The sequence below is a fragment of the Humibacter ginsengiterrae genome (assembly GCF_054780115.1).
Map to the genome: position 1 here is coordinate 1 of NZ_BAAGWY010000001.1, position 25,572 is coordinate 25,572.

Sequence of the window (25,572 nt, forward strand, 5' to 3'; positions counted from 1 at the left end):
CGTGCCCTGCCCGGTGAGAACCGCACCCTGGATCAGTTGCGTGCCGACCTGACCCTGCAACTCCTCACCACCGGCGCCACCACCCACGACGGCACCACCACCTGCGGCGGCACCGCCACCTGCGGCGACGCAGCGGGTGTCGCACCGGTGAAGACCGGTGTCCAACCGTTCGTGTTGATCGATGACGCGGGCCGGTTCGCCGAGCTCCTGGGCTACGGTCCGATCCCGCCCAGTGCTGCAGCGAAAGCGTTACGGGACGCACCCTCATTCCGGAAAGTGCTCGCCGACCCGATCCGGCCGGCACAGTTGAACCTGGACACGAAACGGTACCGTCCAACCCCGGATCAGCGGACCTGGCTCACGTTGAGGTACGGGCTGGATGAGGACGCCGCACCCTACCTCCCGGTCAGCGTCACCACCGGTGCCGAGATCGACCACGTCATCGAACGACAACACGGCGGACCCACTGACGTGGCGAACCTTGCCCCGTTGAAACCCCGGCTGCACCGGTTGAAGACGGTGACCGGGATCCGGTTGGACCCGAAACCCGACGGCGGCATCCGCGTCCGCACCCCCACCGGATACGACAGCGACCCACCACCCTTCTAAGCACCATCACCGCGTTCGTCGTCCGACGTTCGTCCGTGTACTCTTCGGCAAGGTGACCACGATCATCCGGGCATCGGCCGTTCTGCTGGACATGGATGGCACGCTCGTCGACTCGTCGGCCGTCGTGGAGCGCGTATGGACCGATTGGGCTCTCGCGAACGACCTCGAGCCGGCCGGGGTGCTCGAAGTCGTCCACGGTAGGCAGGGTCACGAGAGCATGGCCATTCTGCTTCCGAAGCGAGCGCCGGAACAGAACCTCGCCGACAACCGGGCCCTGCTGGAGCGCGAGACCGCGGAGCTCGACGGCATCGTCGAGATCACCGGCGCGGCCAGCCTGCTCCGTTCACTGGCGGATGCGCCGCACGCCCTCGTGACCTCGGCGACCCTTCCATTGGCAACGGCGCGGATGAACGCGTCGGGCCTGGCCATTCCCCGTGTGGCGGTGACCGCGGAGAACGTTTCGGCGAGCAAGCCGGATCCGGAAGGATTCCTGGTCGCAGCCGCAGCACTCGATGTACCGGCCGCTGAGTGCGTCGTCTTCGAGGACTCCGGTGCCGGCATCGCCGCTGCAAGAGCCGCCGGTATGCGGGTCGTCGGGGTGGGCACCATGGCAGAGCGTCACGGCCCGGATTGGCTTGTGCCCGATCTGGCCGATGTGCGCGTTGGCATCCATGAGGACGGCATCGAACTCGTGCTGTAGCGGACGGAGTCGACGCTTCGCTCACTGCGACCTCATAGGCGGCTCACATGAGCAAAACCGCTGTCCGGTTCTAGTCATCCGCACATCGCGTCGATACGGTGCAGGCGGACCCCTGTTCAGGGGTGCAAAGCGCAGGGCCGCAGAGCACCGGCCCTGACGGATCGAGGAATTCGAATCACACAGGGGGTGTGGAATGCAACCTGAGCACGGGAGGGCGGCAACGCGAAGCCTTGGCCTGCGGATGCTCGCGGGCGCGGCCGTGGTGGCGGTCGCGATGGGAGTCGGGCTGTCTTCGGCGGCGCCGGCCCAGGCATGGGACGGCGGACAAGGCCGGGGCGGCGGCTGGGGCCACGGTCAGCAGCTGGCTCCGCGCACGCAGTTCACGATGGCGCCGGACGGGTCGAGCGGAGCGACGCAGGGCGGCGAGGGCATCCCGAACATCGACTCCGTGAAGAAGACCATCTACACGTACTACGGCGACCCGGGCACCGGGATCGCGAACAAGGAGTCCTCGCCGTACATCAGCGAGATGGACCGCATCGTCGCCAAGGCCACGGCCGAACTGAAGCCCGAGTACGACGCCGCCATCGCCAAGGGCGAGAAGCCCGCCATCGTGTTCGATGCCGACGACACCACGTTGTGGACGTACGACATGGAGGTGGGCGACATGCACTTCAACTACAACCCCGCTGAACAGGATGTCTGGGTGCAGGGTCAGAAGTTCCCCGCGGTTCCCGGAATGGTCGCCTTCGCCAATGCGGCCGCTGCCATGGGCTACACCGTGTTCGGCCTCACCGGCCGCAACGACGACCAGAAGGCCGCCACGCTGGGCAACCTGGCCAAGGTGGGCTATACCGCGTTCACCGCCGACGACTACTTCACGAAGTGGACCGGCAAGGGCACATCGCAGCAGCCGCCGTACATCACGTGCGCGACGTCAAGCTGCACGACGGTCGAGTACAAGGCGCTCACCCGCAAGCACATCGAGCACGACCTCGGCTACACCGTCACGTTCAATATCGGCGACCAGTGGAGCGACCTGCAGGGCGGTTACGCAGACAACATCATCAAGCTGCCGAACCCGACCTATTACCTGCCCTCCCCCGACCTGCCTGGCATGTCCGAGCCGAACCTGGCACCCCGCACCCACTTCACCATGAAGCCGGACGGATCCAGCGGCGCGACCGAGCCCGGTGACGGCATCCCGAACATCGACTCCGTGAAGAAGACGATCGCCACCTACTACGGCGACCCGGGAACGGGCATCGCGAACAAGGACACGTCGCCGTACATCCGCGAGATGACCCGTCTCGTCGCCATTCAGACGCCCATCGTGGCGGCGCAGTGCTTCGTCGAGAAGAAGCTGCACAAGAACCCGGCCATCGTGCTCGACGCCGACGACACGACGTTGTGGACGTACGACATGGAGGTGGGCGACATGCACTTCAACTACAACCCCACCGAGCAGGATGTCTGGGTGCAGGGCCAGAAGTTCCCCGCGGTCCCCGGCATGGTCGCCCTCGAACGCGCCGCCGAGAAGGCGGGATGCACCGTGATCGGGCTCACCGGGCGCAACGACAACCAGAAGGATGCCACGCTGGCCAACCTCGCAAAGGTGGGTTACACGGGCCTCACGCCGCAGAACTACTACACCAAGTGGACCGGACAGGGCGCATCCCAACAGCCGTCGTACATCCACTGTGAGGCAGCGAGCTGCACCACCATCGAGTACAAGTCGCAGACCAGAGCGCACGTGGAGTCGTGGGCTGGCGGCCGCTACGACATCGTGGCGAACTACGGCGATCAGTTCAGCGACCTGATCGGTGGCCACGCCCACCGCACGATCAAGCTGCCGAACCCGACGTACTACCTGCCATAGAAATCGGAATCCCGATGGTCCGGCGCCTCTGCAGGGCCGGACCATCGGCGTGTTCGAAGCAGGAGCAGCGTGACATGCAGCACGCTGGTGCCGGTGTCCATCGCAATCGACCGCGCGGCGGTTGCCGTGAGGAGGGCAAGTGGACTGGGCTGTACTGGCCGACTTCGGCACCGCCATCGGCACGCTGGTACTCGCGGTCGCGACGTTCGTCTCGACTCGCTCGGCCAACCACTCTGCGCGCCTGGCGGAGCGGGCGCTTCTGGAGGGGCTACGCCCCCTGCTCCTGCCGTCGAACTTCACCGACGACGCACAGAAGGTGCGCTTCATGGATGGCCGTTGGCTCACCGTGCAAGGCGGGCGAGCCACGATGGAGGTTGACGAATCCGTTGTCGCGCTCGCACTGTCGGTGCGTAACGTCGGCTCGGGCATCGCCGTGCTGCACGGCTGGCACATTCCGGAAGGTCCGTACGCTCAACCCGCAACGCCGGAGGAGTTCCAGCGTCTGACGAGAGACATCTACCTTTCGACCGCGTACGTCGGATTCGTGCAGGTGGCGATCCGGGATCCGCGCTCCGACGCCTACCGGCGCGTCGTCGATCGGATGAGTGCCGGTGAAATCGTGCTGGTGGACGTGCTCTATGGCGATGCGGAGGGGACTCAGCGCGTGATCAGCCGCTTCAGCGTGAGCAGAGGCCCGGCCGAGCACGACGCGTCCGAGCAGGAGTTGTTCGTGACGGTGTCGCGGCACTGGAACATCGACCAGCCGGCGCCGCGCGTCTGAGCGGTACTGCGCCGCAGTGGCCTTCCGGCGATAGTCTGCAGACCATGTCGGAAGCCCCCACCACTACCGCGCACAACGCATCGGTTGCCGGCGCGACGAGCCCTGCGAACCTTCCGCTGAAGAAGCGGCCGATCGACATCGTGTTCCTGGTCATCTTCGCTGCGTTCATCGTCACCTGCATCATCAGCGACTCCGTCGAGGGACTCGGTCTCGACCAGGTGAAGGACTCGCCGAACATCCTCGTGCAGTGGAACTACTGGTACGCGTCGAACTTCGACCCGCTCTACCGCTCGCATCCGGTGTGGCTGCGGTTCATCAGCGGAACGTCGGCGTTCGTCTACGTCGCGTTCTACGTGCTGCTGATCCTGGCCATCGTGCGCAGATGGAACTGGATCCAGCTGCCGAGCGTCATTTACGCGACGATGATCATCTCGCTCACGGGCATCCCGATCTTCGGCGTGGAGTTCTTCGGATCCGCGGCCGAGCGGACACCGAACCCGGCCGTGTTCCTGGCGTTCAACCTGCCGTACATCGTGTTCCCGTTGCTGCTGCTCATCCGCATGCGCAAGCCGCTGCCGTTCACCCGCAGGTTCTGAGTCAACAAGCTGCGAGCCGGATGCCCAGGAGGGCATCCGGCTCGCGCGGTCTCTGCCGGTTCGCCTACGCGAACACCTTCACGCCGTTGGCCATCTTGAACGTAGGCGCGATGATCACCGCGAAGAACGGCACGGCGATCCGCAGGAAGTAGACGAGCGGCACCAAGTGCAGGAAGTCGCCGAACGCGAAGCCGACGACAGCGATCAGCGCGAACAGCAACGCGATGCCGAATCCCTTGACCGTCTTGAGGAACGGCGTCGCCGTGCCGACACTCGCAATGACGATGCCCACGTCGACGATGAAGGGCTGCCACGCGCCGGTGTTGCCGAGCGCGACCCCGGCGACGATCCAGGCGGCGATCGCCACCACCCAGAACAACAGGAACACGGCGCCTGCGATGCGCTTGTCGAGTTCACCCTTCGGTGGCCGAGCGATCATCTTTTCAGTAGTCCTTCCGAAGGCGGTGGGCCGGCGAATTCAGCACGTCGTCTGAGGTGAGACGGCTGGTCGAAACGTCCTCTCGATAGTACCGCCGGGCGCGAGCCGCCCGAGCGCGAAGCACCCTGGCTGCGCCGGATACCGTTGAGGGATGTACACGAGCTACGTCGCGATCGGAGACAGCTTCACCGAGGGCGTCGGCGATGTCCTTCCGGACGGTCGTGTGCGCGGGTGGGCCGATCTCGTCGCCGTCGGGCTCGCCGCCGCAGCGGACGAGCCGGTGCGTTATGCGAACCTGGCGATCCGCGGCCGCAAGCTGGGACCGATCGTCGGTGAGCAGCTGGATGCCGCCATCGCGATGCGCCCTCAGCTGCTGAGCATCAACGGCGGCGGCAATGACATCATGCGGCCCCGCGTCTCGGTGGACGACATCGCCGGGCAGACTGCCGAGGCGGTGGGCAAGGCCGTGGACGCAGGCATCCACGTGCTGCTGCTGAGCGGCGCCAACCCGAGCGACAACCTTCCGGGCGGTCGTGCGATCCAGCGCAGGGGCGACGAGCTGGCGGTGCGGGTGCGCGCCTTCGTGAGCGAGGTGACGGCGGCCGAAAGCGACGTCACCTTCGTGGACAACTTCGCCGATGCCGGGCTACGCGACCTGCGCTACTGGTCGCTCGACCGGCTGCACCTGAACTCGTTCGGCCATGCACGCGTCGCCTCCAACGTGCTGACGGCGCTCGACGTGGGCGTGCCGTCGGCCTGGCGCGTCGACGAGGTGGCGGCCCAGCCGCCGTACGGACGGCGCCCGCCGTCGTTGAAGTACTACCGGGAGTACGTGCTGCCGTGGATCGGACGCCGGATCACCGGGAGGTCGTCGGGCGACGGCCGCAGCGCGAAGTTGCCTGAGCTGACGCCGATCGATCCCGGCGCCATGTTCTGAGGCGGAGTCTCGCCGCTTTCCGGTTTCCACGAGCGGTGCCTGCAAGGGGTTGTCGCGCCGTCTCTCCTGCCCTTACCGTCGCCAGGTCGCCGTCGAGGTAGGCGGGGTTGAGGAGGACGCATGAGCACGCACGAGTTGAAGACGATCCGCACGAGCATTCCGGCGCGGATGGATCGTCTGCCATGGTCGAAATGGCACTGGATGGTCGTGGTCGGGCTCGGCACCGTGTGGATTCTGGACGGACTCGAGGTCACGATCGTGGGGGCGATCGGCAGCCGCCTCACCGAGAAGTCCAGCGGACTGGGACTCACTGCCGGCGAGGTCGGGCTTGCGGCGGCGATCTACGTCGCCGGTGCCTGCGTCGGAGCCCTGGTCTTCGGCTACCTCACCGACCGGTTCGGCCGCAAGAAGCTCTTCATGATCACGCTCGGACTGTACCTGCTGGCGACGGTCGCGACGGCGTTCTCGTTCACGCCGATCTTCTTCTTCGTGTGCCGGTTCTTCACCGGGGCCGGCATCGGCGGCGAGTACTCGGCCATCAACTCCGCCATCGACGAGCTGATCCCGGCGAAACGCCGCGGCGTCGTGGACCTCGCGATCAACGGCTCGTACTGGCTGGGCACGGCGTTCGGTGCCATGCTCACGGTCGTGCTGCTGAATACCGCGATCTTCGCACCCGCGCTCGGCTGGCGCCTCGCGTTCGGCCTCGGCGCTGTGCTCGGCCTCACCATCCTGCTCGTCCGGCGCAACGTGCCCGAGTCGCCCAGGTGGATGTTCATCCACGGCCGCGACAAGGATGCAGAGAAGGAGGTCGGCGAGATCGAGCAGCAAGTCGAGGACGACACGGGCGAGAAGCTTGCGAGCGTCGACGACGTCAAGGCGATCGAGATCAAGCAGCGTGAGACGACCGGTTTCGGCGAGATCGCACGCGTGGCCGTGACGAAGTACCCGAAGCGGTTCGTTCTCGGGCTCTCGCTGTTCATCGGCCAGGCCTTCCTCTACAACGCGGTGTTCTTCACGTACGCGCTCGTGCTGACGACGCTTCTGCACGTGCCCGACGACGTGGCACCGTGGGCGCTGGTGCCCATCGCGGTGGGCAACTTCCTCGGTCCGCTCTTGCTCGGCAGGCTGTTCGACACCGTCGGCCGCAGGGTGATGATCTCGCTGTCGTACATCCTCAGCGGTGTGTTGCTGGTGGGCACCGGCATCCTGTTCGATGCTCGCATCCTGGACGCCACGTGGCTCACCGTGTGCTGGGTGATCGTGTTCTTCTTCGCCTCGGCCGGCGCCAGTTCCGCCTATCTCACGGTGAGCGAGATCTTCCCGATGGAGACCAGGGCCATGGCGATCGCGTTCTTCTATGCGGTGGGCACGGGCCTCGGCGGCATCATCGGCCCGTTGCTGTTCGGACAGTTCGTCTCCATGGGCATCGGCGCCGTCGCTGTCGGCTACTTCATAGGTGCAGGCCTCATGATCGCCGCCGGGCTCGTCGAGGTGTTCCTCGGCGTGAACGCGGAGAACCGGTCGCTGGAAGACATCGCCGACCCGCTTTCCAAGACGGATGCCCCGCAGCAGGAAGCGCATGCCACCTGAACTGGTGCGCGGTTGCACCCGTGTTTGCCATCCGACCGGTTCCACGCGGATGCCGCGCCGTAAGCTTGGGCCGGAAAGGGACGGACATGATCTTCGTGGATCGTCTTGACGCGGGACGCCGCCTCGCCGCGGTGTGCTCGACGTACCGGCAGGACTGGCCGCATCCCGTCGTCCTCGGCATTCCACGTGGCGGGGTTCCGGTCGCGGCGGTCGTCGCCGAGGCGCTGGATGCCCCGCTCGACGTGATCCTCGTGCGCAAGCTCGGACTTCCGCACAACGAGGAGGTCGCGATGGGCGCGATCGGCGAAGGCGTGCGCGTGGTCGACGAAGATCTCATCCGCGTGATGGGCGTGACCGATGAGCAACTGGCCCGCGTCGAGGAACGCGAGCAGGCGGAGCTGGAACGGCGGGTGCGGCGGTACCGGGAGGACAGGCGTCCGGTCGATCTGAACGGCGCGACGGCCGTGGTCGTGGACGACGGGCTCGCGACCGGCGCGACCGCCCGCGCTGCGTGCGCCGTGGCGCGGGCGCAAGGGGCGGCATCCGTTGTGCTGGCCGTGCCGGTCGCACCTCCCGACTGGGAGCCCCAGCCGGGAGTTGACGCGGATTCCTTCGTGTGCGTCGCGCGACCGAGCGGGTTCTTCGCGATCGGTCAGTGGTACCGAGACTTCACGCAGACCACCGACGCCGAGGTGCGCCGGCTGCTCGGCTTGCCCAACGAGTAGAAGGGCGAAGCCCGATCACCTGAGTGCGGCGTACGCGGGCGCTGCCTCGTTGTGCACATCTCCGACGACGTGCACGCGCACGTCGTTCGTCGAGCCGGGGATGCCGGGAGGCGATCCGGAGATGACGACGACCTTGTCGCCCATCTCCGCCAAGCCCTTGCCGATGAGCAGGTCGTCGACCTGGCCCATCATCTGGTCGGTGTGGGTCACTCGGTCGACGAGGAAAGCCTCGATGCCCCACGTGAGCGCCAGCCTGCGCCGGATGCCCTCGCTCGGGGTGAACGCTTTCATCGGCAGCGGGGAACGTAGCCGCGACATGCGTCGTGCCGAGTCGCCGGACTCGGTGAAGACGCAGAGATAACGCGCGTCGACGAAGTCCGCCACCTCCGCAGCGGCCAGCGTGAGAACGCCGCCCTGCGTGCGCGGCGTGGTGCCCAGCGGCAGGATGCGCTCCAGCCCGTGCTCCTCGGTGGACTCGATGATGCGCGCCATCGTCTGCACCGTGACGACGGGGTACTCCCCCACGCTCGTCTCGCCGGACAGCATGACAGCGTCGGCACCGTCGAGCACGGCGTTGGCGCAGTCGGATGCCTCGGCGCGGGTGGGCCGTGGGCTGGTGATCATCGACTCCAGCACCTGGGTCGCCACGATGACCGGCTTCGCCATGCGGCGTGCGATCTCGATGGCGCGCTTCTGCACGATCGGCACTGCCTCGAGCGGGAGCTCCACGCCCAGGTCGCCGCGGGCGACCATGATCGCGTCGAAGGCGTCGACGATCTCGTCGAGGTGATCGACGGCCTGCGGCTTCTCGATCTTGGCGATGACCGGCACCCGCCGGTTCTCCTCGTCCATGATCTCGTGCACGCGCTTCACGTCATCCGCGTTGCGCACGAACGACAGCGCGATGTAGTCGGCCCCGAGATTGAGGCCCCAGCGCAGGTCCGCCTCGTCCTTCTCGCTCAGCGCGGGAACGTTGACGGCGACGCCGGGCAGGTTGATGCCCTTGTTGTTGGAGACCGGCCCTGGCACGATGACCTGCGTCTTCACCCGCGGACCGTCGACCTCGAGCACGCGCAGCGCGACCTTGCCGTCGTCGATCAGGAGCGGGTCACCCGGCTTCACGTCCTGCGGCAGGCCCTTGAAGGTGGTGGAAGAGAGCTCCTTGTCGCCGAGCACGTCCTCCGTCGTGATCGTGAAGATGTCGCCCTCGGCGAGCTCGTACGGCCCGCCCTCGAACTTGCCGAGACGGATCTTCGGACCCTGCAGGTCGACCATCACCGCCACAGCGCGACCCGAGTCGTCGGCAGCGCGGCGCACGTTGGCGTAGACCGCTTCATGCACGTCGTAGGTGCCGTGGCTCAGATTCAGGCGGGCGACGTCGACGCCCGCATCGATGATGGCGCGGATGTTCTCGTAGCTGGACGTTGCCGGGCCCAGCGTGGCGACGATCTTGGCTCGTCTCATACTTATTCTTCGTACTCCATGGTTGCTTGCACGTGCACTATCGATCGCACCGTGATCGATGCGGATGCGACGAGCGTCAGATCGAGATGGCGCGGTCGGTCGGCCTGATGGGCGACGGAAGGGCGGTCTCCCCTTCAAGATACCGGTCCACAGCCGCCGCCGCAGCCCGGCCCTCCGCGATGGCCCACACGATGAGCGACTGGCCGCGTCCCGCGTCGCCCGCCACGAACACGCCGGGCTCCTGGGTTTGGTAGTCGTCGTCGCGCACGACGTTGCCGCGCTGGTCGAACGGAACGGAGAACTGCGCACCGAGCGTGTCCTGCTCCGGCCCCGTGAAACCGAGCGCCAGCAGCACCAGGTCGGCCGGGATCTCGCGCTCGGTGCCCGCCTTGGGCACGCGCCGGCCGTCCAGGTACTCGGTCTCCGCCACCCGGACGGCCACCACCTCGCCGACGTCGTTGCCGACGAACTCGACGGTGGACGCCAGATACTCGCGTCTGCCGCCCTCTTCGTGCGCAGTCTGCACCTCGAAGAGGGTCGGCGTGGTCGGCCAGGGCTGGTGCTCCGGCCGCTCATTCGGCGGCTGCTTGCCGATCGCGAGATTGGTGACGGATGCCGCCTTCTGCCTGTGCGCCGTGCCGATGCAGTCGGCGCCGGTGTCGCCTCCGCCGAGGACGACGACGTGCTTGCCCTCTGCGGTGATCTGCGTGGGCACCGAGTCGCCTGCACCGACGCGGTTCTGCTGCACCAGGTATTCCATCGCGAAGTGCACACCGGCGAGGTCGCGGCCGGGGATGGGCAGATCGCGTGGCACCATGGCGCCGGTGGCGATGACGACGGCGTCGTAGCGTGCCTTGAGGTCACGCCAGCTGATGTCGACGCCGATGTCCACGCCGGCACGGAATCGGGTGCCCTCTGCGGTCATCTGCGCCAGCCGCGCCTCGATGTGCTTCTTCTCCATCTTGAAGTCCGGGATGCCGTAGCGCAGCAGACCGCCGATGCGGTCGTCGCGCTCGTACACCGCAACCGTGTGCCCGGCGCGGGTGAGCTGCTGGGCGGCGGCGAGACCGGCGGGACCCGATCCGACGACCGCGACGGTCTTGCCGGTCAGCCGCTGCGGCGGATGCGGCTGCACCCAGCCGTTCGACCAGGCCTGATCGATGATGTCGTGCTCGATCTGCTTGATCGTCACGGCCGGCTGGCTGATGCCGAGCACGCAGGAGTCCTCGCAGGGGGCAGGGCACAGGCGTCCGGTGAACTCCGGGAAGTTGTTCGTCGCGTGCAGACGTTCGATGGCCTGGCGGCCTTCGCCGCGCCACATGAGGTCGTTCCATTCCGGAATGAGGTTGCCCAGCGGGCATCCCTGATGACAGAACGGGATGCCGCAGTCCATGCAGCGGCCCGCTTGGCGACGCAGCTGCGCCGGGTCTCCGGCCTCGTAGACCTCTTTCCAGTCCATCAGGCGCACCGAGACGGGCCGCCGCTTGGGCAGCTCGCGCTCGGTGACCTTGAGGAAGCCCTTCGGATCAGCCACCAGTGACCTCCGGCGTTCTCGAGAGCGCAGCTCGATTCCAGACGACGTTCGGGTCAGCCACCGGTGACCTCCAAGATTCGATTCCAAACAATGTCACCGTCGGGGTCGAGCCCCTCGTCGACAGCGTTCCTGCGTGTCTCCAGCACGGCGGCGTAGTCGCGCGGCAGCACCTTCGTGAAGCGAGCGGATGCCGCCTCGAGATCTGTCAGCAGCGTCTTGGCCACGGTCGAATCGGTCTCGGCGACGTGCTGCTCCAGCAGGTCGCGAACGATCTCGATGTCTCCGCTGCCGAGCGTGGAGAGCTCCAGCTCCCCCGTGGCCAGCGACTCGCGGTTGACGCGCTCCTCACGCAGGTCCAGCACGTAGGCGGTTCCGCCCGACATGCCGGCGCCGAGGTTGCGGCCGGTCGTGCCGAGGATCAGCGCGAGACCGCCCGTCATGTACTCCAGCGCGTGGTCGCCGACGCCCTCGACCACGGCGGTGGCACCCGAGTTGCGCACCAGGAACCGCTCGCCGACCGTTCCGCGGATGAACATGCTGCCCTGCGTGGCTCCGTAGCCGATCACGTTTCCCGCGATCACATTGCGCTCGGCCGGGAACACGCTCGACCGATCCGGTCGGACGACGATGCGTCCGCCGGAGAGCCCCTTGCCGACGTAGTCGTTCGAGTCGCCCTCGAGTCGCAGCGTGATGCCGCTCGGCAGGAACGCGCCGAACGACTGGCCGGCCGAACCGGTGAGCGTGACATCGATCGACCCGTCTGGCAGGCCGTGCTCGCCGTGCCGCACCGTCACCTCGTGACCGAGCAGGGTTCCGACCGCGCGCTCCGTGTTGCGGATGGGCAGCGCCAGCTCGACATGTCCGCCGTGCTCGAGCACGTCGGCCGCCCGCTCGATGAGCCGGTTGTCGAAGTGCTTCTCGATCTCGTGGTTCTGGTGCCTGCGGTTGCTGCGCGGGGCATCCTCGGGGAACTGCGGCCCGTGGAGCACGGGCGTGAGGTCCAGCCCGGACGCCTTCCAGTGATCGACGGCGCGGTGCACGTCGAGCAGTTCGACGTGACCGACCGCCTCCTCGATCGAGCGGAAGCCCAGTGCGGCCAGGTACTCGCGCACCTCCTCCGCGATGAACTCGAAGAAGTTGACGACGAACTCGGGCTTGCCGCTGAACCTGCTGCGCAGCACCGGGTTCTGCGTCGCGACGCCGACCGGGCACGTGTCCAGGTGGCAGACGCGCATCATGACGCAGCCCGAGACCACGAGCGGTGCGGTGGCGAATCCGAACTCCTCGGCTCCGAGCAGCGCGCCGACGATGACGTCGCGCCCGGTCTTCAGCTGGCCGTCGACCTGCACGACGACGCGGTCGCGCATGCCGTTCAGCATGAGGGTCTGCTGCGTCTCGGCGAGGCCGAGCTCCCACGGGGTCCCCGCGTGCTTCAGCGAGTTGAGCGGGCTGGCGCCGGTTCCCCCGTCGTGCCCGGAGACCAGGATGACGTCGGCCAGAGCCTTCGCTGTACCCGCGGCGACTGCCCCGATTCCGGTCTCGCTGACGAGCTTCACGTGTACCCGGGCATCCGGATTCGCGCGCTTCAGGTCGTAGATGAGCTGCTTCAGATCTTCGATCGAGTAGATGTCGTGGTGCGGCGGCGGCGAGATGAGACCGACGCCGGCGGTCGCATGCCGGGTGCGCGCGACCCACGGGTACACCTTCGCGGGCGGCAGCTGGCCGCCTTCACCGGGCTTCGCGCCCTGCGCGAGCTTGATCTGCAGGTCGGTGGCATGCGTCAGATACATGCTCGTCACGCCGAACCTGCCGGACGCCACCTGCTTGATGGCGCTGCGCCGCTCGGGATCGAGCAGCCGGTCGATGTCTTCTCCGCCCTCGCCCGTGTTGGACTTGCCCCCGAGCCGGTTCATCGCGATGGCGAGGGTCTCGTGCGCCTCGCGCGAGATGGAGCCGTAGCTCATCGCGCCGGTGGAGAAGCGCTTCACGATGGAGGCGACGGACTCGACCTCCTCGATCGGCACCGGTGGCCGGATGCCTGTGCGCAGGTCGAACATGCCGCGCAGCGTCATGAGCTGCTCGGACTGGTCGTCGACGAGCTTCGTGTACTGCCGGAAGATGTCGTACCGGCGGGTACGCGTGGAGTGCTGCAGCCGGAAGACGGTCTCCGGGTTGAACAGGTGCGGGGCGCCGTCGCGGCGGTACTGGTACTCGCCGCCGGTGGCCATGCGCTCGTGCGCCAGCACCGCACCCTCTTCGGGGTAGGCGGAGCGGTGACGCGCCAGGTTCTCGGCGGAGATCACCTCGATGCCGACGCCGCCGAGCTTCGAGGTGGTGCCGGTGAAGTACTCGTCGACGAACTCCTGAGCGAGTCCGACCGCCTCGAACGCCTGGGCACCGGCGTACGAAGACACCGTGGAGATGCCCATCTTCGACATGATCTTGAGCACGCCCTTGCCGAGCGCCTTGATCACGTTCTTCACGGCCTTGTCACCGGAGATGCCGGTGATCATGCCGCTGCGCACGAGGTCTTCGCACGTCTCCATCGCCAGGTACGGGTTCACCGCGCTGGCGCCGTAACCGATGAGCAGCGCGACGTGATGCACCTCGCGCACGTCACCGGCCTCGACCACGATCCCGACCTTCAGACGGTCCTCCGTGCGGATGAGGTGGTGGTGCACAGCCGAGAGCATCAGGAGCGACGGGATGGGCGCAAGGTCTTTGTTCGAGTCGCGGTCGCTGAGCACGATGAACTTCGCGCCGTCCGCGATCGCCTGGCTGACCTCGTCGCAGATCTCGTCGAGGCGGCGTTCCATGGCGTTCACACCCGCGTCGAACCGGTACAGGCCGCGCACGGTCACGGTAGTGCGCTGTCCAGGCGCCGGGTCGATGTGCTGGATCTTCGCCAGCTCGTCGTTGTCGATCACCGGGAAGTCGAGCACGACCTGGCTGGTGTGCTCCGGCCCGGGCTCGAGGAGGTTGCGCTCCGGGCCGAGGCCAAGGCTCAGCGAGGTGACGACCTCCTCGCGGATCGAGTCGAGCGGCGGGTTGGTGACCTGCGCGAACTGCTGCGTGAAGTAGTCGAAGAGCAGGCGAGGCCGCTTCGACAGCACCGCAATCGGTGTGTCGGAGCCCATGGCGCCGAGCGGCTCTGCACCGGTCTTCGCCATCGGCGTGAGCAGAATGCGCACCTCCTCCTCCGTGTAGCCGAAGGTGCGCTGCCTGCGCGTCACCGACGCGGGCGTGTGCACGATGTGCTCGCGCTCCGGGAGGTCCTTGAGGTTGATGCGGCCGGCATCCAGCCATTCGCCGTAGGGCTGAGCGGATGCCAGCGACGACTTGATCTCGTCGTCTTCGATAAGGCGGCCCTCGACCGTGTCGACGAGGAACATCTTGCCGGGGCGCAGACGCCCCTTGCGCACGACGCGGCTCGGGTCGATGTCGAGCACGCCGGTCTCGCTGCCCAGCACGACGAGACCGTCGTCGGTGATCAGGTAGCGTCCGGGGCGCAGCCCGTTGCGGTCGAGCGTCGCGCCGACGAGCGAGCCGTCGGTGAAGACGAGAGCGGCAGGGCCGTCCCATGGCTCCATGAGCATGGAGTGGTACTCGTAGAACGCCCGGCGCGCCGGATCGATCTCCGTCTGCTTCTCCCACGCCTCCGGCACCATCATCATGATGGCGTGCGGCAGCGAGCGGCCGCTCAGCGTGAGGAGCTCGACGACCTCGTCGAAGGATGCCGAGTCGCTCGCGCCCGGTGTCACGATCGGATACAGCGACTTCAGCTCGCCGAGCAGGTCACTGTGCAGCTGTGATTGGCGTGCGCGCATCCAGTTGCGGTTGCCCTGCACGGTGTTGATCTCGCCGTTGTGCGCGATCATGCGGAACGGCTGGGCAAGCGGCCAGGACGGGAACGTGTTGGTCGAGTACCTGGAGTGCACGAGCGCGAGCTTCGAGGCGAACCGCTCGTCGGAGAGGTCGGGATAGAACGGCTCCAGCTGGAGCGTCGTGACCATGCCCTTGTAGACCAGGGTGCGGGCCGACAGCGATGCGAAGTACACGTCGAGCTCGCGCTCGACTCGTTTGCGCAGCCGGAATGCGAGCCGGTCGAGCGCGATTCCGGACAGGTGCGAACCGTTCTCGGCGGTGCGCTCGGTGTCGACATAGAGCTGCTCGATGGCAGGCATCGCCTGACGGGCGAGCGTGCCGATCTCGTCCGCCCGCACCGGCACCTCGCGCCAGCCGAGCACGCGTAGTCCCTCTTCGTCGGCGATACGCTCGATCGCCGCCTTGACGGGTGCGCGGTCGGTGTCCTCCAACGGAAGGAACGCGTTGCCGACGGCGTACTTGCCGACCTGCGGAAGCTCGAAGTCGACGACGGCGCGCAGGAAGGCATCCGGTATCTGCGTCAGGATGCCTGCACCGTCACCGGTCCCCGCATCGGAGCCGACCGCGCCGCGGTGCTCGAGGTGACGCAGCGCGTTGAGCGCGTTGTCGATGATGTCGTGGCCGGCGGTGCCGCGCAGGGTGGCGACCATCGCCAGGCCGCACGCGTCGCGCTCGGCGCTCGGGTCGTAAAGGCCCTGGGCGTCGGGAACGGTGCTGAACCGGGAAAACGGGGTGCGCTGCGCCATGGGTACCGTCCTCACATCGATCGGGGAGAGGGACGACGTCGGCCCGTGGACAGGGAGGGGATTCGCGGGTCGCCCGCCGTGTGGTGGGGTGACGCTCGCAACGTGGCTGTACGGGTGTGCCGTGATACCTGTCAGCCAGTTGTCGTTGGGATCAGCCTGCAGAGCTTGTGGCTTCGGCCTTGGTTTCACGCGATTCGCTCGAATTGCTCGTCGCGGAGGCGTCGTCGTCGACGTTGTCCTCATCGGAATCGGTGTCGAACGAGTCTACCGCGTCGCCGGACTGCTTCCATTCACGGCCGCGCAGGTACACGCTCGTCTCGAGTCCAGGGTGCCTGCGCGACTGCACGACGAACAGCACCAGCCCGAGCACGAAGGCGAGGAAGGCCGCCCACACGTTGAACGGGATGCTCAGGAACGAGTACTCGCTCGGGTCGATGCGGATGGACTCGAGGTAGCTGCGCCCCAGCCCGTACCACATCAGGTAGCCGGCGAACATCTTGCCCCAGCGCCACTGGAACCGCTTCTCGAGCGCCACCAGCACGATGACGCCGACGACGTTCCAGATGATCTCGTACAGGAACAGCGGCTGGAACAGCGTGCCGCTCGGAAGACCCGTCGGGTACGCGGCGTTCGTGCTCTCGATCTGCAGCCCCCACGGCAGGTTCGTGGGAAGCCCGTACAGCTCGTGGTTGACGTAATTGCCGAGCCTGCCGATGGCCTGGGCCAGCAGGATGCCTGGGGCGAGGGCATCCGCGAAGGAGAGGAAGCGCACCCCGGTCTGCCTGCTGGCGATGAACGCACCGACCGCGCCGCCGATCAGCGACCCGAAGATGGCGTTGCCGCCCTCCCAGATGAAGAAGATGCGCCACGGGTTCGCGCCCGGGTAGAAGTAGTCGTGAGGGTGCGTGAACACGTGGTACAGACGCGCGCCGATGAGACCGAGCACGACGGCCCAGATGAGGAAGTCGATGACCACGCCCGGCTCGCCGCCGCGGCGTGTGAGCCGGCGAGACGTCCAGATGGTGCAGATGATGATGCCGACCAGGATGATCAGGGCATACGTGCGGATCTCCCAGTGCAGCCCGAAGAGGTCGATCGGGATCGACTGCCACGCAATCGGCGGGCTCGGAATGCTGAGGTGTGCGATCACCTGTCGGGTTCCCTTTCGTGTGGATGCGCGCAAGCAGCGCGCGTAACGCAACTGAAGTCTAAGAGGTCCCGCTGGTGGGACTACTGCGCCCGTGCGCCTTCGGCGAGGCTCCTGGCCGTCTCGGCGGCACCGGCGACTCCCCCGTCCGCCAGCGCGTGCACCAACGCCGACCCGACGATGGCGCCGTCGGCGTACTCGAGAACCTCGCGCACCTGCTGTCCCGTCGAGATGCCGATGCCGACGCACACGGTGCCGGCCCCGGCGGTGCGCAGACGCGAGACGAGAGTGCGAGCCGCGGAATCCACGTCGGCGCGCTCGCCGGTGATGCCCATGGTGGAGACGGCGTAGACGAAGCCGCGGGAGGCGCCGGCCGCCAGCCGCAGCCGTTGGTCGCTCGAGGTCGGCGCAGCGAGGAAGACGCGGTCCAGCCCCGTTCGGTCGCTGGTGGCGATCCAGTCGGCGGCCGAGTCCGGCGTGATGTCTGGCGTGATGAGCCCGCTTCCGCCTGCGGCGGCGAGCTCGTCGGCGAAGCGGTCGATGCCGAACTGCACCACCGGGTTCCAGTACGTCATGACCAGTGCAGGCACATCCGACCGGGAACGGATCTCACGCAACGCCGTGAACACGTCCCTGACGCGGAAGCCGTTGTGCAGGGCCTGCTGGGTCGCCGCCTGGATGACGGGCCCGTCCATGACGGGGTCCGAGTACGGCAGCCCGAGCTCCAGCACGTCGACACCGTTCTCGGCGAGTGCGACCGCGGCGTCGATGCTCGTGGCCAGATCGGGGAAGCCGACCGGCAGGTATCCGACCAGTGCACCGCCACGGGTCGCGCGTGCGGCCTCCACGGCCGGCTCCACGTGGGCAGGCGTCATCACGTCGCTCATCGTGTCGTGCCGTTCGCGTCGTCCGTGCCGGGGAGCTTCTCGTCGAGAAGGCCGAAGTACGCGCCGGCGGTCTCGACATCCTTGTCACCGCGACCGGACAGGTTGACCAGGATGAGGGCATCCGGTCCCAGCTTGCTTCCCAGCTGGAGCGCGCCCGCCAGCGCGTGCGAGGACTCGATCGCGGGCAGGATGCCCTCGGTGCGGCTGAGAAGCCGGAACGCCTGCATCGCCTCGTCGTCGGTGATCGGCAGGTAGCTGGCGCGTCCGATGTCGCGCAGCCACGCGTGCTCCGGGCCCACCCCCGGGTAGTCGAGACCGGCCGAGATGGAGTGCGACTCCATGGTCTGGCCGTCTTCGTCCTGCAGAACATAAGTCTTGGTGCCGTGCAGGATGCCGGGGGTTCCCTCGCTGAGTGTCGCTCCGTGTTCGCCACTGGAGATGCCGTGACCGCCCGGCTCGAACCCGTAGAGCTGCACATCCGCGTCGTCGAGGAACGCGTGGAAGATGCCGATCGCGTTCGAGCCTCCGCCCACGCACGCCGCAACGGCGTCCGGGAGCCGGCCGGTGAGGTCGAGCACCTGCTGCCGGGCCTCCTCGCCGATCACCTTGTGGAAGTCGCGCACCATCGTGGGGAACGGGTGCGGGCCATTGACCGTGCCGAGCAGATAGTGCGTGTTGTCCGCGTTGGCGACCCAGTCCCTGAAGGCCTCGTTGATGGCATCCTTCAGGGTGCGCGAGCCGGTCTTCACCGGGACGACCTCGGCGCCGAGCAGCCGCATGCGCGCGACGTTCAGCGCCTGGCGCTTCGTGTCCACTTCGCCCATGTAGATCGTGCACGACATGCCGAAAAGTGCTGCGGCGGTCGCGGTGGCCACACCGTGCTGGCCTGCCCCGGTCTCGGCGATGAGGCGCGTCTTGCCGAGTCGGCGAACGAGAAGGGCCTGGCCGAGCACGTTGTTGATCTTGTGCGATCCGGTGTGGTTCAGGTCTTCGCGCTTCAGGATGACGCGGGCACCCCCGGCGTGCTGGGCGAACCGCGGCACCTCGGTGATGATCGACGGACGGCCGGTGTATGTGGCGTGCAGCCGCGCCAGCTCTTCGGCGAAGGCTGGATCCTGTTTGGCCGCCTCGTACTCGGCCGAGAGCTCGTCGAGAGTGGCGATGAGCGACTCGGGCATGTACCTGCCGCCGTAGTCGCCGAAATCGGGACCGTTCTGGTCGCGTAAGGCCATGGTCACTTCCCGTCGGGGATGGGCACGGAGAGGAATTCGGCCAGGCGCGCCGTCGGGTCGCCCGTGACGAGCGCCTCACCGACGAGCACCACGTCGGCGCCCGCCTCGCGGTAGTGCGCGACGTCGTCCGGACCGAGCACGGCTGACTCCGCGACGCGGATGACGCCTGAGGGAATGCGGTCGGCGAGCGACCCGAAGAGATCGCGGTCGAGTTCGAACGTGTCGAGGTCGCGCGCGTTGACGCCCACCAGGGCGGCGCCGGCATCGACCGCACGGGAGACCTCCTCCGCCGAGTGCGTCTCGATGAGGGCGGTCATGCCCAGCTGCACGGTGAGCTCGTGCAACAGCACCAGCGTCGGCTGGTCGAGCGCCGCCACGATGAGCAGCACGATGTCAGCCCCTGCGGCGCGCGCCTCGTACACCTGGTATGGCTCGGCGATGAAGTCCTTGCGCAGCACGGGGATGCTGACGGACCGGCGCACTGCTCGCAGATCGTCGAGGGACCCCAGGAATCGGCGCTGCTCGGTCAGCACGCTGATCGCGCTCGCCCCGCCCTGCTCGTACAGCGATGCGAGCGCAGCGGGATCCGGGATGTCCGCCAGCCGGCCGCGAGATGGGCTCGCCCGCTTCACCTCGGCGATGATCTTCACGCGGTCGGCGGGTGCAAGCGCCGCAAGCGCATCGAGCGCATCAGGGGCGCGTTCGGCGGCCGCGGCGACAGCGTCGAGCGGCACCTCGGCGGCGCGAGCGCGGGCATCCGCCACCGATCCGCCGACGAGTTCGTTCAGCAGCACTCAGTGACCCTTGGGCTGATACTTCGGCCCGTTCACGCCGTAGCCGGCCCTGGCCATGATGAGGCCGACGATCGGGCCGATGACCACGACGATCGCGCACGCGACGACGACCCACGGCTGGTCGAACCAGAAGGCGAACACCCCGACGACGAAGCCGATCAGCATGATGATGACGGCCGTCCATGCGGCAGGTGAGTGGCCGTGGCCCGGATCCGAGGACTCAGCGCTCATGACTCTCTTTCGGTACTGGCGAGTGGGACCTTCCCATCCTATCGAACGGGAGGATCCTGCCCGTCTTCGGTGGGGTCGTCTCCGCGGCTGAGCTCGTCCCAGTCGTCGATGGCGGCGTCGCGGGCCCTTGCTCGGCGATCTGCGGGCGACAGGGCGTTCTCGTCGTCCGGAACGTCCCGCCCCTCGAGGTGCGCGGAGCGCGCGTTCGGTACCTCTTCCGTCGTGCCGTAGCGCCGCGACGTGGCCGGCCACAGGTGGCCGGTGCCGGCGACGCAGAGCGCGGCGACCGCCAGCGCGATACCGCCGGCCAGCGCGAGCGCGGGCCAGGGCGAGGCATCCGCGCGGGAGACGATGGCGCGCACGCTGGTGTCGCCGGCGATGCCGGTCGCCTTGCTGACCACGGTGATGCCGGTGGCGACCGGATCCGCCATCGCGGAGATCGTCGAGCCGATGATGCCTGCAGCGAGCACGAGGCCCAGCAGCGCGAGCACGTAGCGCAGGATGCGCCCGGCAAGCGCGAGTGCGCCGGCGAAGGCGACGCCAGCCAGAGAGAGTGCGGCGATAGCCGGCGCGGCCTGGGCGCCGGTCACCGTCAGCGTCCCCGCATGACCGGAGGCCGCCGTGAGGTGCAGCGTGTACCAGGTCTGCGTCGACGCACTGAGCACGAGACCGCAGGCGAGCACGGCGAGCAGCATCGTGCCGTACTTGAGGCGACCGGCGAGTCGGGTGCGCTCTGCCATGTCAGACCACGCGTTCCAGGGCGTTCGCGATGGCCACGGCGCGCAACGGGGCCGCCGCCTTGTTCTGCGACTCGATGAACTCGCTCTCCGGCACGGAGTCCGCCACGAGGCCACCCCCGGCCTGAACACGGGCGACGCCGTCCATGATGGTGGCGGTGCGGATGGCGATGGCCAGGTCGGCGTCGCCGCCGAAGCCGAAGTAGCCCACCACTCCCCCGTACACGCCTCGCTGCGCCGGCTCGAGCTCGTCGATGATCTCCAGCGCCCGCGGCTTGGGCGCTCCGGAGAGCGTGCCGGCCGGGAACGTCGAGCGGAAGACGTCGACCGCGGTGGCGTCGTCCCGCAGATCGCCCTCCACCGACGAGACGATGTGCATGATGTGGCTGAATCGTTCGACCCGCATGAACTCGGTCACCTCGACGGTACCGGCCACGCACACTCGAGCCAGATCGTTGCGGGCGAGGTCGACGAGCATGAGGTGCTCCGCTCGCTCCTTCTCGTCGGTGAGCAGCTCGGACTCGAGTTCGGCATCCTCCTCGGGCGTCGCGCCGCGCGGCCGGGATCCGGCGATCGGATGCGTGTATGCTCGCCGCTCCTGCACCTTCACGAGTGCCTCGGGCGAGGATCCGACGACCGTGTACGGCGCTCCGCCGACGCGCTCGAGCCGGAGCAGATACATGTAGGGGCTCGGGTTGAGGCTGCGAAGCACGCGGTACACGTCGAGCGGGTCGGCAGCCGTCGGCAGCTCGAACCGCTGGGAGACGACGACCTGGAAGATGTCGCCCGCCCTGATCCGCTCCTTCGCCGTCTCGACCGAGGAGAGGAAGTCCTCTCGCCGGGTGCGGGAGACGGGCGAGGGCGCTATCGAGAAGTCCGCGCGCTCGAGGTGCGCCTCGGCCGGCTTCGACAGCGCGGCCTGCATGCGATCGAGCCTTGCCTGGGCATCCGCCCAGCGCTTGTCGGCCCAGTCGGCGCCCGCATCGTCGCCGGGGGCGAGCACGTTCGCAATGAGCTGCACAGTGCCGAAACGGTGGTCGACGGCCACGAGGTCGGAGACGAAGCACAGCGCCTGACCGGGAACGTCGAACTCCGCGGGCGGCTGGTCGGGCAGCCGTTCCAGTTGGCGCACCGCCTCCCAGCCGATGAAGCCGACGAGCCCGCCGGTGAGGGGCGGCATGCCCTCGACCGGCTCGGAGCGCCAGCGCTCGTACAGCAGCGCGAGCAGCTCGAGCGAGGGTGTCGCAGCCAGCCGGGATGCGGCATCCGCTCCGAACGCGGCCGAGGCATCCAGTCCGTAGTCCAGCCACAGAGCGTCGTCGCCGTTCTGCGTGAGAACGCCGAACGCTGCGACGCCCACGAACGAGTAGCGGGAGAAGATCCCGCCCTGCTCGGCCGACTCGAGGAGGAACGTGCCAGGTCGTCCGTCTGCGAGTTTGCGGTAGATGCCGACCGGTGTCTCGCCGTCGGCAAAGAGCTCGCGAGCGACCGGGATGACCCGCCGTGTGCCGAGCAGCTCCTCGAACCGCTCGCGCGTGGTGGTTCCCGCGCTGCTCATGATCCGCTCCGTTCGGCGTGCTGCACGGGAGTCTGGATCTCGAGCGGATCCAGGAGGTCGGTGTCGAAGCACGTGCGCGTTCCGGTGTGGCACGCGGCTCCGATCTGCTCGACGCGCACCAGCAGGGTGTCGCCGTCGCAGTCCAGCGCGGCGCCGCGCACGTACTGCACGTGACCCGAAGTGTCGCCTTTCCGCCAGTACTCCTGGCGCGACCTGGACCAGAACGTGACTCTGCCCTCGCTCATGGTGCGCAGGAACGCCTCGCGGTCCATCCAGCCGACCATGAGCACCTCACGGGAGTCCCACTGCTGGATGACGGCGGGCAGAAGCCCCTTGTCGTCGAAGCGCACGCGATCGAGAATCGCGGATGCCTGTTCCCTGGCCTGCTCGCGATCTCCCTGCGCCACTGCACCCTCGTCGGTCACCGCCGCACCTCCTCGCCCGCTGCTTGCAGGGCATCCTTCACGTCACCGATCGTCATCAGCCCGTCGTGGAACACGCTGGCTGCGAGCACCGCATCCGCGCCGGCATCCACCGCTGGGGCGAAGTGCTCGACGGCGCCGGCGCCTCCGGATGCGATCACCGGAACGGTGCTGGCCTCGCGCATCCGGCGCACGAGCTCGAGGTCGAAACCCTGTTTCGTGCCGTCAGCGTCGATCGAGTTCACCAGGAGCTCCCCCGCGCCCAAGTCGATGGCCTGCCGCGCCCAGGCGATGGCATCCAGATCGGTCTCGGTGCGGCCGCCGTGTGTGGTCACCACGAAGCCGGAATCGGTGCGCGGCGACCGTTTCACATCCAGCGAGAGCACGAGCACCTGCGCACCGAACCGGTCGGCGATCTCCGCTATGAGCGCTGGACGGGCGATGGCCGCGCTGTTCACGCCGATCTTGTCGGCGCCACTGCCGAGGAGCCGCGCGACGTCATCGCTCGAACGGACTCCCCCTCCGACGGTGAGCGGGATGAAGACCTGCTCCGCCGTGCGCCGCACGACATCGTGGGTCGTGGCACGGCCCTCGACCGTGGCGGTCACGTCGAGGAACGTGAGCTCGTCGGCGCCCTGCTCGTAATACCTGGCGGCGAGTTCGACGGGGTCGCCGGCGTCGCGCAGGTTCGCGAAGTTGACGCCCTTCACGACGCGCCCGTCGGCAACGTCGAGGCACGGGATGACCCGGATCGCAAGAGACATCGAAAGCCCTCCTACGCCTCAGAGCCTCGCCGCGTGGATCGCGGTCACCAGGATGGCCCGGGCGCCGAGCTCGTAGAGGTCGTCCATGGTGCGGTTGGTGCTGGTGCGCGGCACCATGGCCCGCACTGCGACCCAACCGGAGTCGCGCAGCGGCGAGATCGTCGGCGACTCGACGCCTGGCGTGAGGGCGACCGCCTTCTCGATCAGGTGCGAAGGCAGGTCGTAGTCGATGAGCACGTACTGCCTGGCGACCATGACCCCCTGAAGGCGGCGGTGCAGCGTGGCCAGGCCGGATGTCCGCTCCTGTTCGGCCGAGGCATCCGCCGACGCCCGCGCGGCCCCATCGGGGGCGGCGATCAGCACGGCCTGCGACTGCAGAATGACAGGCCCGAAGATCTCGAGACCCTGCTTGCGCAAGGTGGAACCGGTCTCGACGACATCGGCGACGGCATCCGCGACGCCGAGGCGCACCGCCGACTCGACGGCCCCGTCGAGGCGGACGAGCGTCACCGAGACGCCCGCATCGCGCAGATAGCCGCCGACCAGTCCGTCGTAGCTGGTGGCCACCCGGTGGCCCTCGAGATCCTTGACATCGGTGAACCGCCCCGCCGGTCCGGCGAACCGGAACGTCGAGGAGGCGAAGCCGAGCTCGTCGATCTCTTCGGCGGGCGATCCGGAGTCCAGCAGTAGGTCACGGCCGGTGATTCCCACGTCAAGCGCACCGCTGCCGACATAGGTGGCGATGTCGCGCGGGCGAAGGTAGAAGAACTCGACGTCGTTCGCCGGGTCGGCGACGATGAGCTCCTTGGGGTCTTTGCGTCCGTTGTAGCCGGCTTCGGCGAGCATCTGGGCGGCGGTTTCGGAGAGCGAGCCCTTGTTGGGCACGGCGATCTTCAGCATGGGGTGCAGGTCTTTCTTGTCGTGTATCTGGCAGCTGTCATCGGCTGGGCTGGTGCCGTTCACAGATGTCGGTACACGTCCTGCAGCGTGAGGCCCTTCGCGAGCATGAGCACCTGAAGGTGGTAGAGCAACTGGGAGATCTCCTCGGCGGTCTCGTCATCGCTCTGGTACTCGCCCGCCATCCACACCTCGGCGGCCTCTTCGACGATCTTCTTGCCGATGGTGTGGATGCCTGCGTCGAGCTCGCGCACGGTACCGGATCCCTCTGGTCGGGTCTCGGCCTTCTGCGTCAGCTCGGCGAACAGGTCGTCGAAGGTCTTCACCCCACCAGGTTAGCCGCGATAGTGGCGCGATCAGTGCGCGAGAGACGCACGCTCCCGCAGCAGGTCGATCTGGGCGGCAGGATCGTCGGCACGGAACACGCTCGAGCCCGCGACGAACGTGTCGGCGCCCGCCTCCGCGGCTGTGACGATCGTCTCCTCGGTGATGCCGCCGTCGACCTGCAGCCAGACATCCAGACCCCGCGCCGTCGCGGCATCCCGCAGCCTTCGCAGCTTCGGCAACGTCTCTGGCATGAAGCTCTGGCCGCCGAATCCGGGCTCGACGGTCATCACGAGCACCTGGTCGAACTCCTCGAGCAGGCCGAGGTAGGCATCCGGCTCGGTACCCGGCTTGAGGGCGATGCCCGCCCGTGCCCCGATGTCACGCAGCCGACGGGCGAGCGCGACCGGCTCGGAGGCCGCTTCGGCGTGGAACGTGACCGAGTAGGCGCCCAGCTCCGCGTAGCCCGGCGCCCAGCGCTCCGGGTCGGTGATCATCAGGTGCACGTCGAGCGGTACGGGCGAGACGTCTTGAATGCGCCCCACCATCTGCGGCCCGAACGTGAGGTTGGGCACGAAGTGGTTGTCCATCACGTCCACGTGCACCAGGTCGGCCGAGGCGATCCGATCGAGCTCGTGCTGCATGTTCACGAAGTCGGCGGCGAGGATGCTGGGGTTGATACGGGGCATGG

At 67.8% G+C, this 25,572-nt stretch carries 24 protein-coding genes; 8 read left to right on the forward strand and 16 right to left on the reverse strand.

Annotated features, from left to right (window positions below):
- From ACYVII_RS00005 to ACYVII_RS00025, 5 genes are all read left to right on the forward strand, one after another.
- The coding region (locus ACYVII_RS00005) for an HNH endonuclease signature motif containing protein (protein WP_460529091.1) at positions 1–609 on the forward strand (609 nt) is incomplete at its 5' end.
- Between the two features lie 52 nt (positions 610–661).
- Entirely contained in the window at positions 662–1,309 is a 648-nt protein-coding gene (locus ACYVII_RS00010) for an HAD family hydrolase (RefSeq protein WP_460529094.1), read from the forward strand.
- A gap of 241 nt (positions 1,310–1,550) precedes the next feature.
- A complete protein-coding gene (locus ACYVII_RS00015; RefSeq protein ID WP_460529097.1) occupies positions 1,551–3,188 on the forward strand; it encodes an HAD family acid phosphatase in 1,638 nt (545 codons plus the stop codon).
- A gap of 139 nt (positions 3,189–3,327) precedes the next feature.
- Positions 3,328–3,969: a hypothetical protein gene (locus ACYVII_RS00020; protein ID WP_460529101.1), complete on the forward strand. Its 642-nt coding sequence runs from the start codon at positions 3,328–3,330 to the stop codon at positions 3,967–3,969.
- Between the two features lie 44 nt (positions 3,970–4,013).
- Positions 4,014–4,565 carry an EXPERA domain-containing protein gene (locus ACYVII_RS00025; RefSeq protein WP_460529104.1) on the forward strand — a complete coding sequence of 184 codons (552 nt, stop codon included), beginning with the start codon at positions 4,014–4,016 and terminating at the stop codon, positions 4,563–4,565.
- A gap of 64 nt (positions 4,566–4,629) precedes the next feature.
- Here ACYVII_RS00025 and ACYVII_RS00030 read toward each other — a convergent pair whose 3' ends face one another.
- Entirely contained in the window at positions 4,630–5,004 is a 375-nt protein-coding gene (locus ACYVII_RS00030) for a hypothetical protein (RefSeq protein ID WP_460529107.1), read from the reverse strand.
- Positions 5,005–5,155: 151 nt separating this feature from the next.
- On the opposite strand from ACYVII_RS00030, the gene ACYVII_RS00035 reads away from it, so the two are divergent.
- The 3 genes from ACYVII_RS00035 (at position 5,156) to ACYVII_RS00045 (ending at position 8,259) form a co-directional block, all read left to right on the forward strand.
- Positions 5,156–5,941, forward strand: coding sequence for an SGNH/GDSL hydrolase family protein (locus ACYVII_RS00035; RefSeq protein ID WP_460529110.1), 786 nt, complete (start codon positions 5,156–5,158; stop codon positions 5,939–5,941).
- 120 nt (positions 5,942–6,061) lie between these two features.
- Positions 6,062–7,534, forward strand: coding sequence for an MFS transporter (locus ACYVII_RS00040; protein WP_460529113.1), 1,473 nt, complete (start codon positions 6,062–6,064; stop codon positions 7,532–7,534).
- Between the two features lie 86 nt (positions 7,535–7,620).
- Complete coding sequence (locus ACYVII_RS00045; protein WP_460529116.1) at positions 7,621–8,259, forward strand: phosphoribosyltransferase; 639 nt, start codon at positions 7,621–7,623, stop codon at positions 8,257–8,259.
- Positions 8,260–8,274: 15 nt separating this feature from the next.
- On the opposite strand, the gene pyk is transcribed toward ACYVII_RS00045, so the two are convergent.
- The 15 genes from pyk to rpe all read right to left on the reverse strand — a co-directional run bounded on the left by pyk (position 8,275) and on the right by rpe (position 25,570).
- Positions 8,275–9,723 carry a pyruvate kinase gene (gene pyk, locus ACYVII_RS00050; protein WP_460529119.1) on the reverse strand — a complete coding sequence of 483 codons (1,449 nt, stop codon included), beginning with the start codon at positions 9,721–9,723 and terminating at the stop codon, positions 8,275–8,277.
- Between the two features lie 76 nt (positions 9,724–9,799).
- On the reverse strand, positions 9,800–11,257 hold the full coding sequence (locus tag ACYVII_RS00055; protein WP_460529122.1) for a glutamate synthase subunit beta: 1,458 nt from the start codon (positions 11,255–11,257) through the stop codon (positions 9,800–9,802).
- 53 nt (positions 11,258–11,310) lie between these two features.
- The gene (gene gltB, locus ACYVII_RS00060) at positions 11,311–15,888 is read right to left on the reverse strand and encodes a glutamate synthase family protein (protein ID WP_460529125.1); all 4,578 of its coding nucleotides are present in this window, start codon (positions 15,886–15,888) and stop codon (positions 11,311–11,313) included.
- Positions 15,889–16,039: 151 nt separating this feature from the next.
- On the reverse strand, positions 16,040–17,038 hold the full coding sequence (lgt, locus tag ACYVII_RS00065) for a prolipoprotein diacylglyceryl transferase (RefSeq protein WP_460529128.1): 999 nt from the start codon (positions 17,036–17,038) through the stop codon (positions 16,040–16,042).
- Between the two features lie 80 nt (positions 17,039–17,118).
- Positions 17,119–17,922 (reverse strand): tryptophan synthase subunit alpha, encoded by an 804-nt coding sequence (trpA, locus tag ACYVII_RS00070; RefSeq protein ID WP_460529131.1) that lies wholly within the window; start codon positions 17,920–17,922, stop codon positions 17,119–17,121.
- Positions 17,919–19,154 carry a tryptophan synthase subunit beta gene (gene trpB, locus ACYVII_RS00075; RefSeq protein WP_460529134.1) on the reverse strand — a complete coding sequence of 412 codons (1,236 nt, stop codon included), beginning with the start codon at positions 19,152–19,154 and terminating at the stop codon, positions 17,919–17,921. The genes trpA and trpB overlap by 4 nt, the downstream gene beginning before the upstream one ends.
- A 2-nt stretch (positions 19,155–19,156) precedes the next feature.
- Complete coding sequence (gene trpC / locus ACYVII_RS00080; protein WP_460530469.1) at positions 19,157–19,945, reverse strand: indole-3-glycerol phosphate synthase TrpC; 789 nt, start codon at positions 19,943–19,945, stop codon at positions 19,157–19,159.
- Between the two features lie 3 nt (positions 19,946–19,948).
- Entirely contained in the window at positions 19,949–20,179 is a 231-nt protein-coding gene (locus ACYVII_RS00085) for a DUF6704 family protein (RefSeq protein ID WP_460529137.1), read from the reverse strand.
- 38 nt (positions 20,180–20,217) lie between these two features.
- Positions 20,218–20,919 (reverse strand): Trp biosynthesis-associated membrane protein, encoded by a 702-nt coding sequence (locus ACYVII_RS00090; RefSeq protein WP_460529140.1) that lies wholly within the window; start codon positions 20,917–20,919, stop codon positions 20,218–20,220.
- Position 20,920: 1 nt separating this feature from the next.
- The gene (locus tag ACYVII_RS00095) at positions 20,921–22,474 is read right to left on the reverse strand and encodes an anthranilate synthase component I (protein WP_460529143.1); all 1,554 of its coding nucleotides are present in this window, start codon (positions 22,472–22,474) and stop codon (positions 20,921–20,923) included.
- Positions 22,471–22,881 carry a phosphoribosyl-AMP cyclohydrolase gene (hisI, locus tag ACYVII_RS00100; RefSeq protein WP_460530471.1) on the reverse strand — a complete coding sequence of 137 codons (411 nt, stop codon included), beginning with the start codon at positions 22,879–22,881 and terminating at the stop codon, positions 22,471–22,473. The genes ACYVII_RS00095 and hisI overlap by 4 nt, the downstream gene beginning before the upstream one ends.
- A gap of 14 nt (positions 22,882–22,895) precedes the next feature.
- Positions 22,896–23,660, reverse strand: coding sequence for an imidazole glycerol phosphate synthase subunit HisF (gene hisF / locus ACYVII_RS00105; RefSeq protein WP_460529146.1), 765 nt, complete (start codon positions 23,658–23,660; stop codon positions 22,896–22,898).
- Positions 23,661–23,678: 18 nt separating this feature from the next.
- Positions 23,679–24,560, reverse strand: coding sequence for an ATP phosphoribosyltransferase (gene hisG, locus ACYVII_RS00110; RefSeq protein ID WP_460529149.1), 882 nt, complete (start codon positions 24,558–24,560; stop codon positions 23,679–23,681).
- A 59-nt stretch (positions 24,561–24,619) separates the two neighbouring features.
- Positions 24,620–24,883 carry a phosphoribosyl-ATP diphosphatase gene (locus ACYVII_RS00115; protein ID WP_460529152.1) on the reverse strand — a complete coding sequence of 88 codons (264 nt, stop codon included), beginning with the start codon at positions 24,881–24,883 and terminating at the stop codon, positions 24,620–24,622.
- Positions 24,884–24,913: 30 nt separating this feature from the next.
- Positions 24,914–25,570, reverse strand: coding sequence for a ribulose-phosphate 3-epimerase (gene rpe, locus ACYVII_RS00120; RefSeq protein WP_460529155.1), 657 nt, complete (start codon positions 25,568–25,570; stop codon positions 24,914–24,916).
- Positions 25,571–25,572: the final 2 nt, after the last annotated feature.

Bases quoted from the DNA above. Each gene is read 5' to 3' on its own strand.
- ACYVII_RS00015 (WP_460529097.1), top strand. From the start codon at position 1,551: ATGCTCGCGGGCGCGGCCGTGGTGGCGGTCGCGATGGGAGTCGGGCTG.
- ACYVII_RS00025 (WP_460529104.1), top strand. From the start codon at position 4,014: ATGTCGGAAGCCCCCACCACTACCGCGCACAACGCATCGGTTGCCGGC.
- ACYVII_RS00030 (WP_460529107.1), bottom strand. From the start codon at position 5,004: ATGATCGCTCGGCCACCGAAGGGTGAACTCGACAAGCGCATCGCAGGC.
- ACYVII_RS00035 (WP_460529110.1), top strand. From the start codon at position 5,156: ATGTACACGAGCTACGTCGCGATCGGAGACAGCTTCACCGAGGGCGTC.
- ACYVII_RS00040 (WP_460529113.1), top strand. From the start codon at position 6,062: ATGAGCACGCACGAGTTGAAGACGATCCGCACGAGCATTCCGGCGCGG.
- ACYVII_RS00045 (WP_460529116.1), top strand. From the start codon at position 7,621: ATGATCTTCGTGGATCGTCTTGACGCGGGACGCCGCCTCGCCGCGGTG.
- pyk (WP_460529119.1), bottom strand. From the start codon at position 9,723: ATGAGACGAGCCAAGATCGTCGCCACGCTGGGCCCGGCAACGTCCAGC.
- gltB (WP_460529125.1), bottom strand. From the start codon at position 15,888: ATGGCGCAGCGCACCCCGTTTTCCCGGTTCAGCACCGTTCCCGACGCC.
- trpA (WP_460529131.1), bottom strand. From the start codon at position 17,922: ATGAGCGACGTGATGACGCCTGCCCACGTGGAGCCGGCCGTGGAGGCC.
- trpB (WP_460529134.1), bottom strand. From the start codon at position 19,154: ATGGCCTTACGCGACCAGAACGGTCCCGATTTCGGCGACTACGGCGGC.
- ACYVII_RS00085 (WP_460529137.1), bottom strand. From the start codon at position 20,179: ATGAGCGCTGAGTCCTCGGATCCGGGCCACGGCCACTCACCTGCCGCA.
- ACYVII_RS00090 (WP_460529140.1), bottom strand. From the start codon at position 20,919: ATGGCAGAGCGCACCCGACTCGCCGGTCGCCTCAAGTACGGCACGATG.
- ACYVII_RS00095 (WP_460529143.1), bottom strand. From the start codon at position 22,474: ATGAGCAGCGCGGGAACCACCACGCGCGAGCGGTTCGAGGAGCTGCTC.
- hisF (WP_460529146.1), bottom strand. From the start codon at position 23,660: ATGTCTCTTGCGATCCGGGTCATCCCGTGCCTCGACGTTGCCGACGGG.
- hisG (WP_460529149.1), bottom strand. From the start codon at position 24,560: ATGCTGAAGATCGCCGTGCCCAACAAGGGCTCGCTCTCCGAAACCGCC.
- rpe (WP_460529155.1), bottom strand. From the start codon at position 25,570: ATGCCCCGTATCAACCCCAGCATCCTCGCCGCCGACTTCGTGAACATG.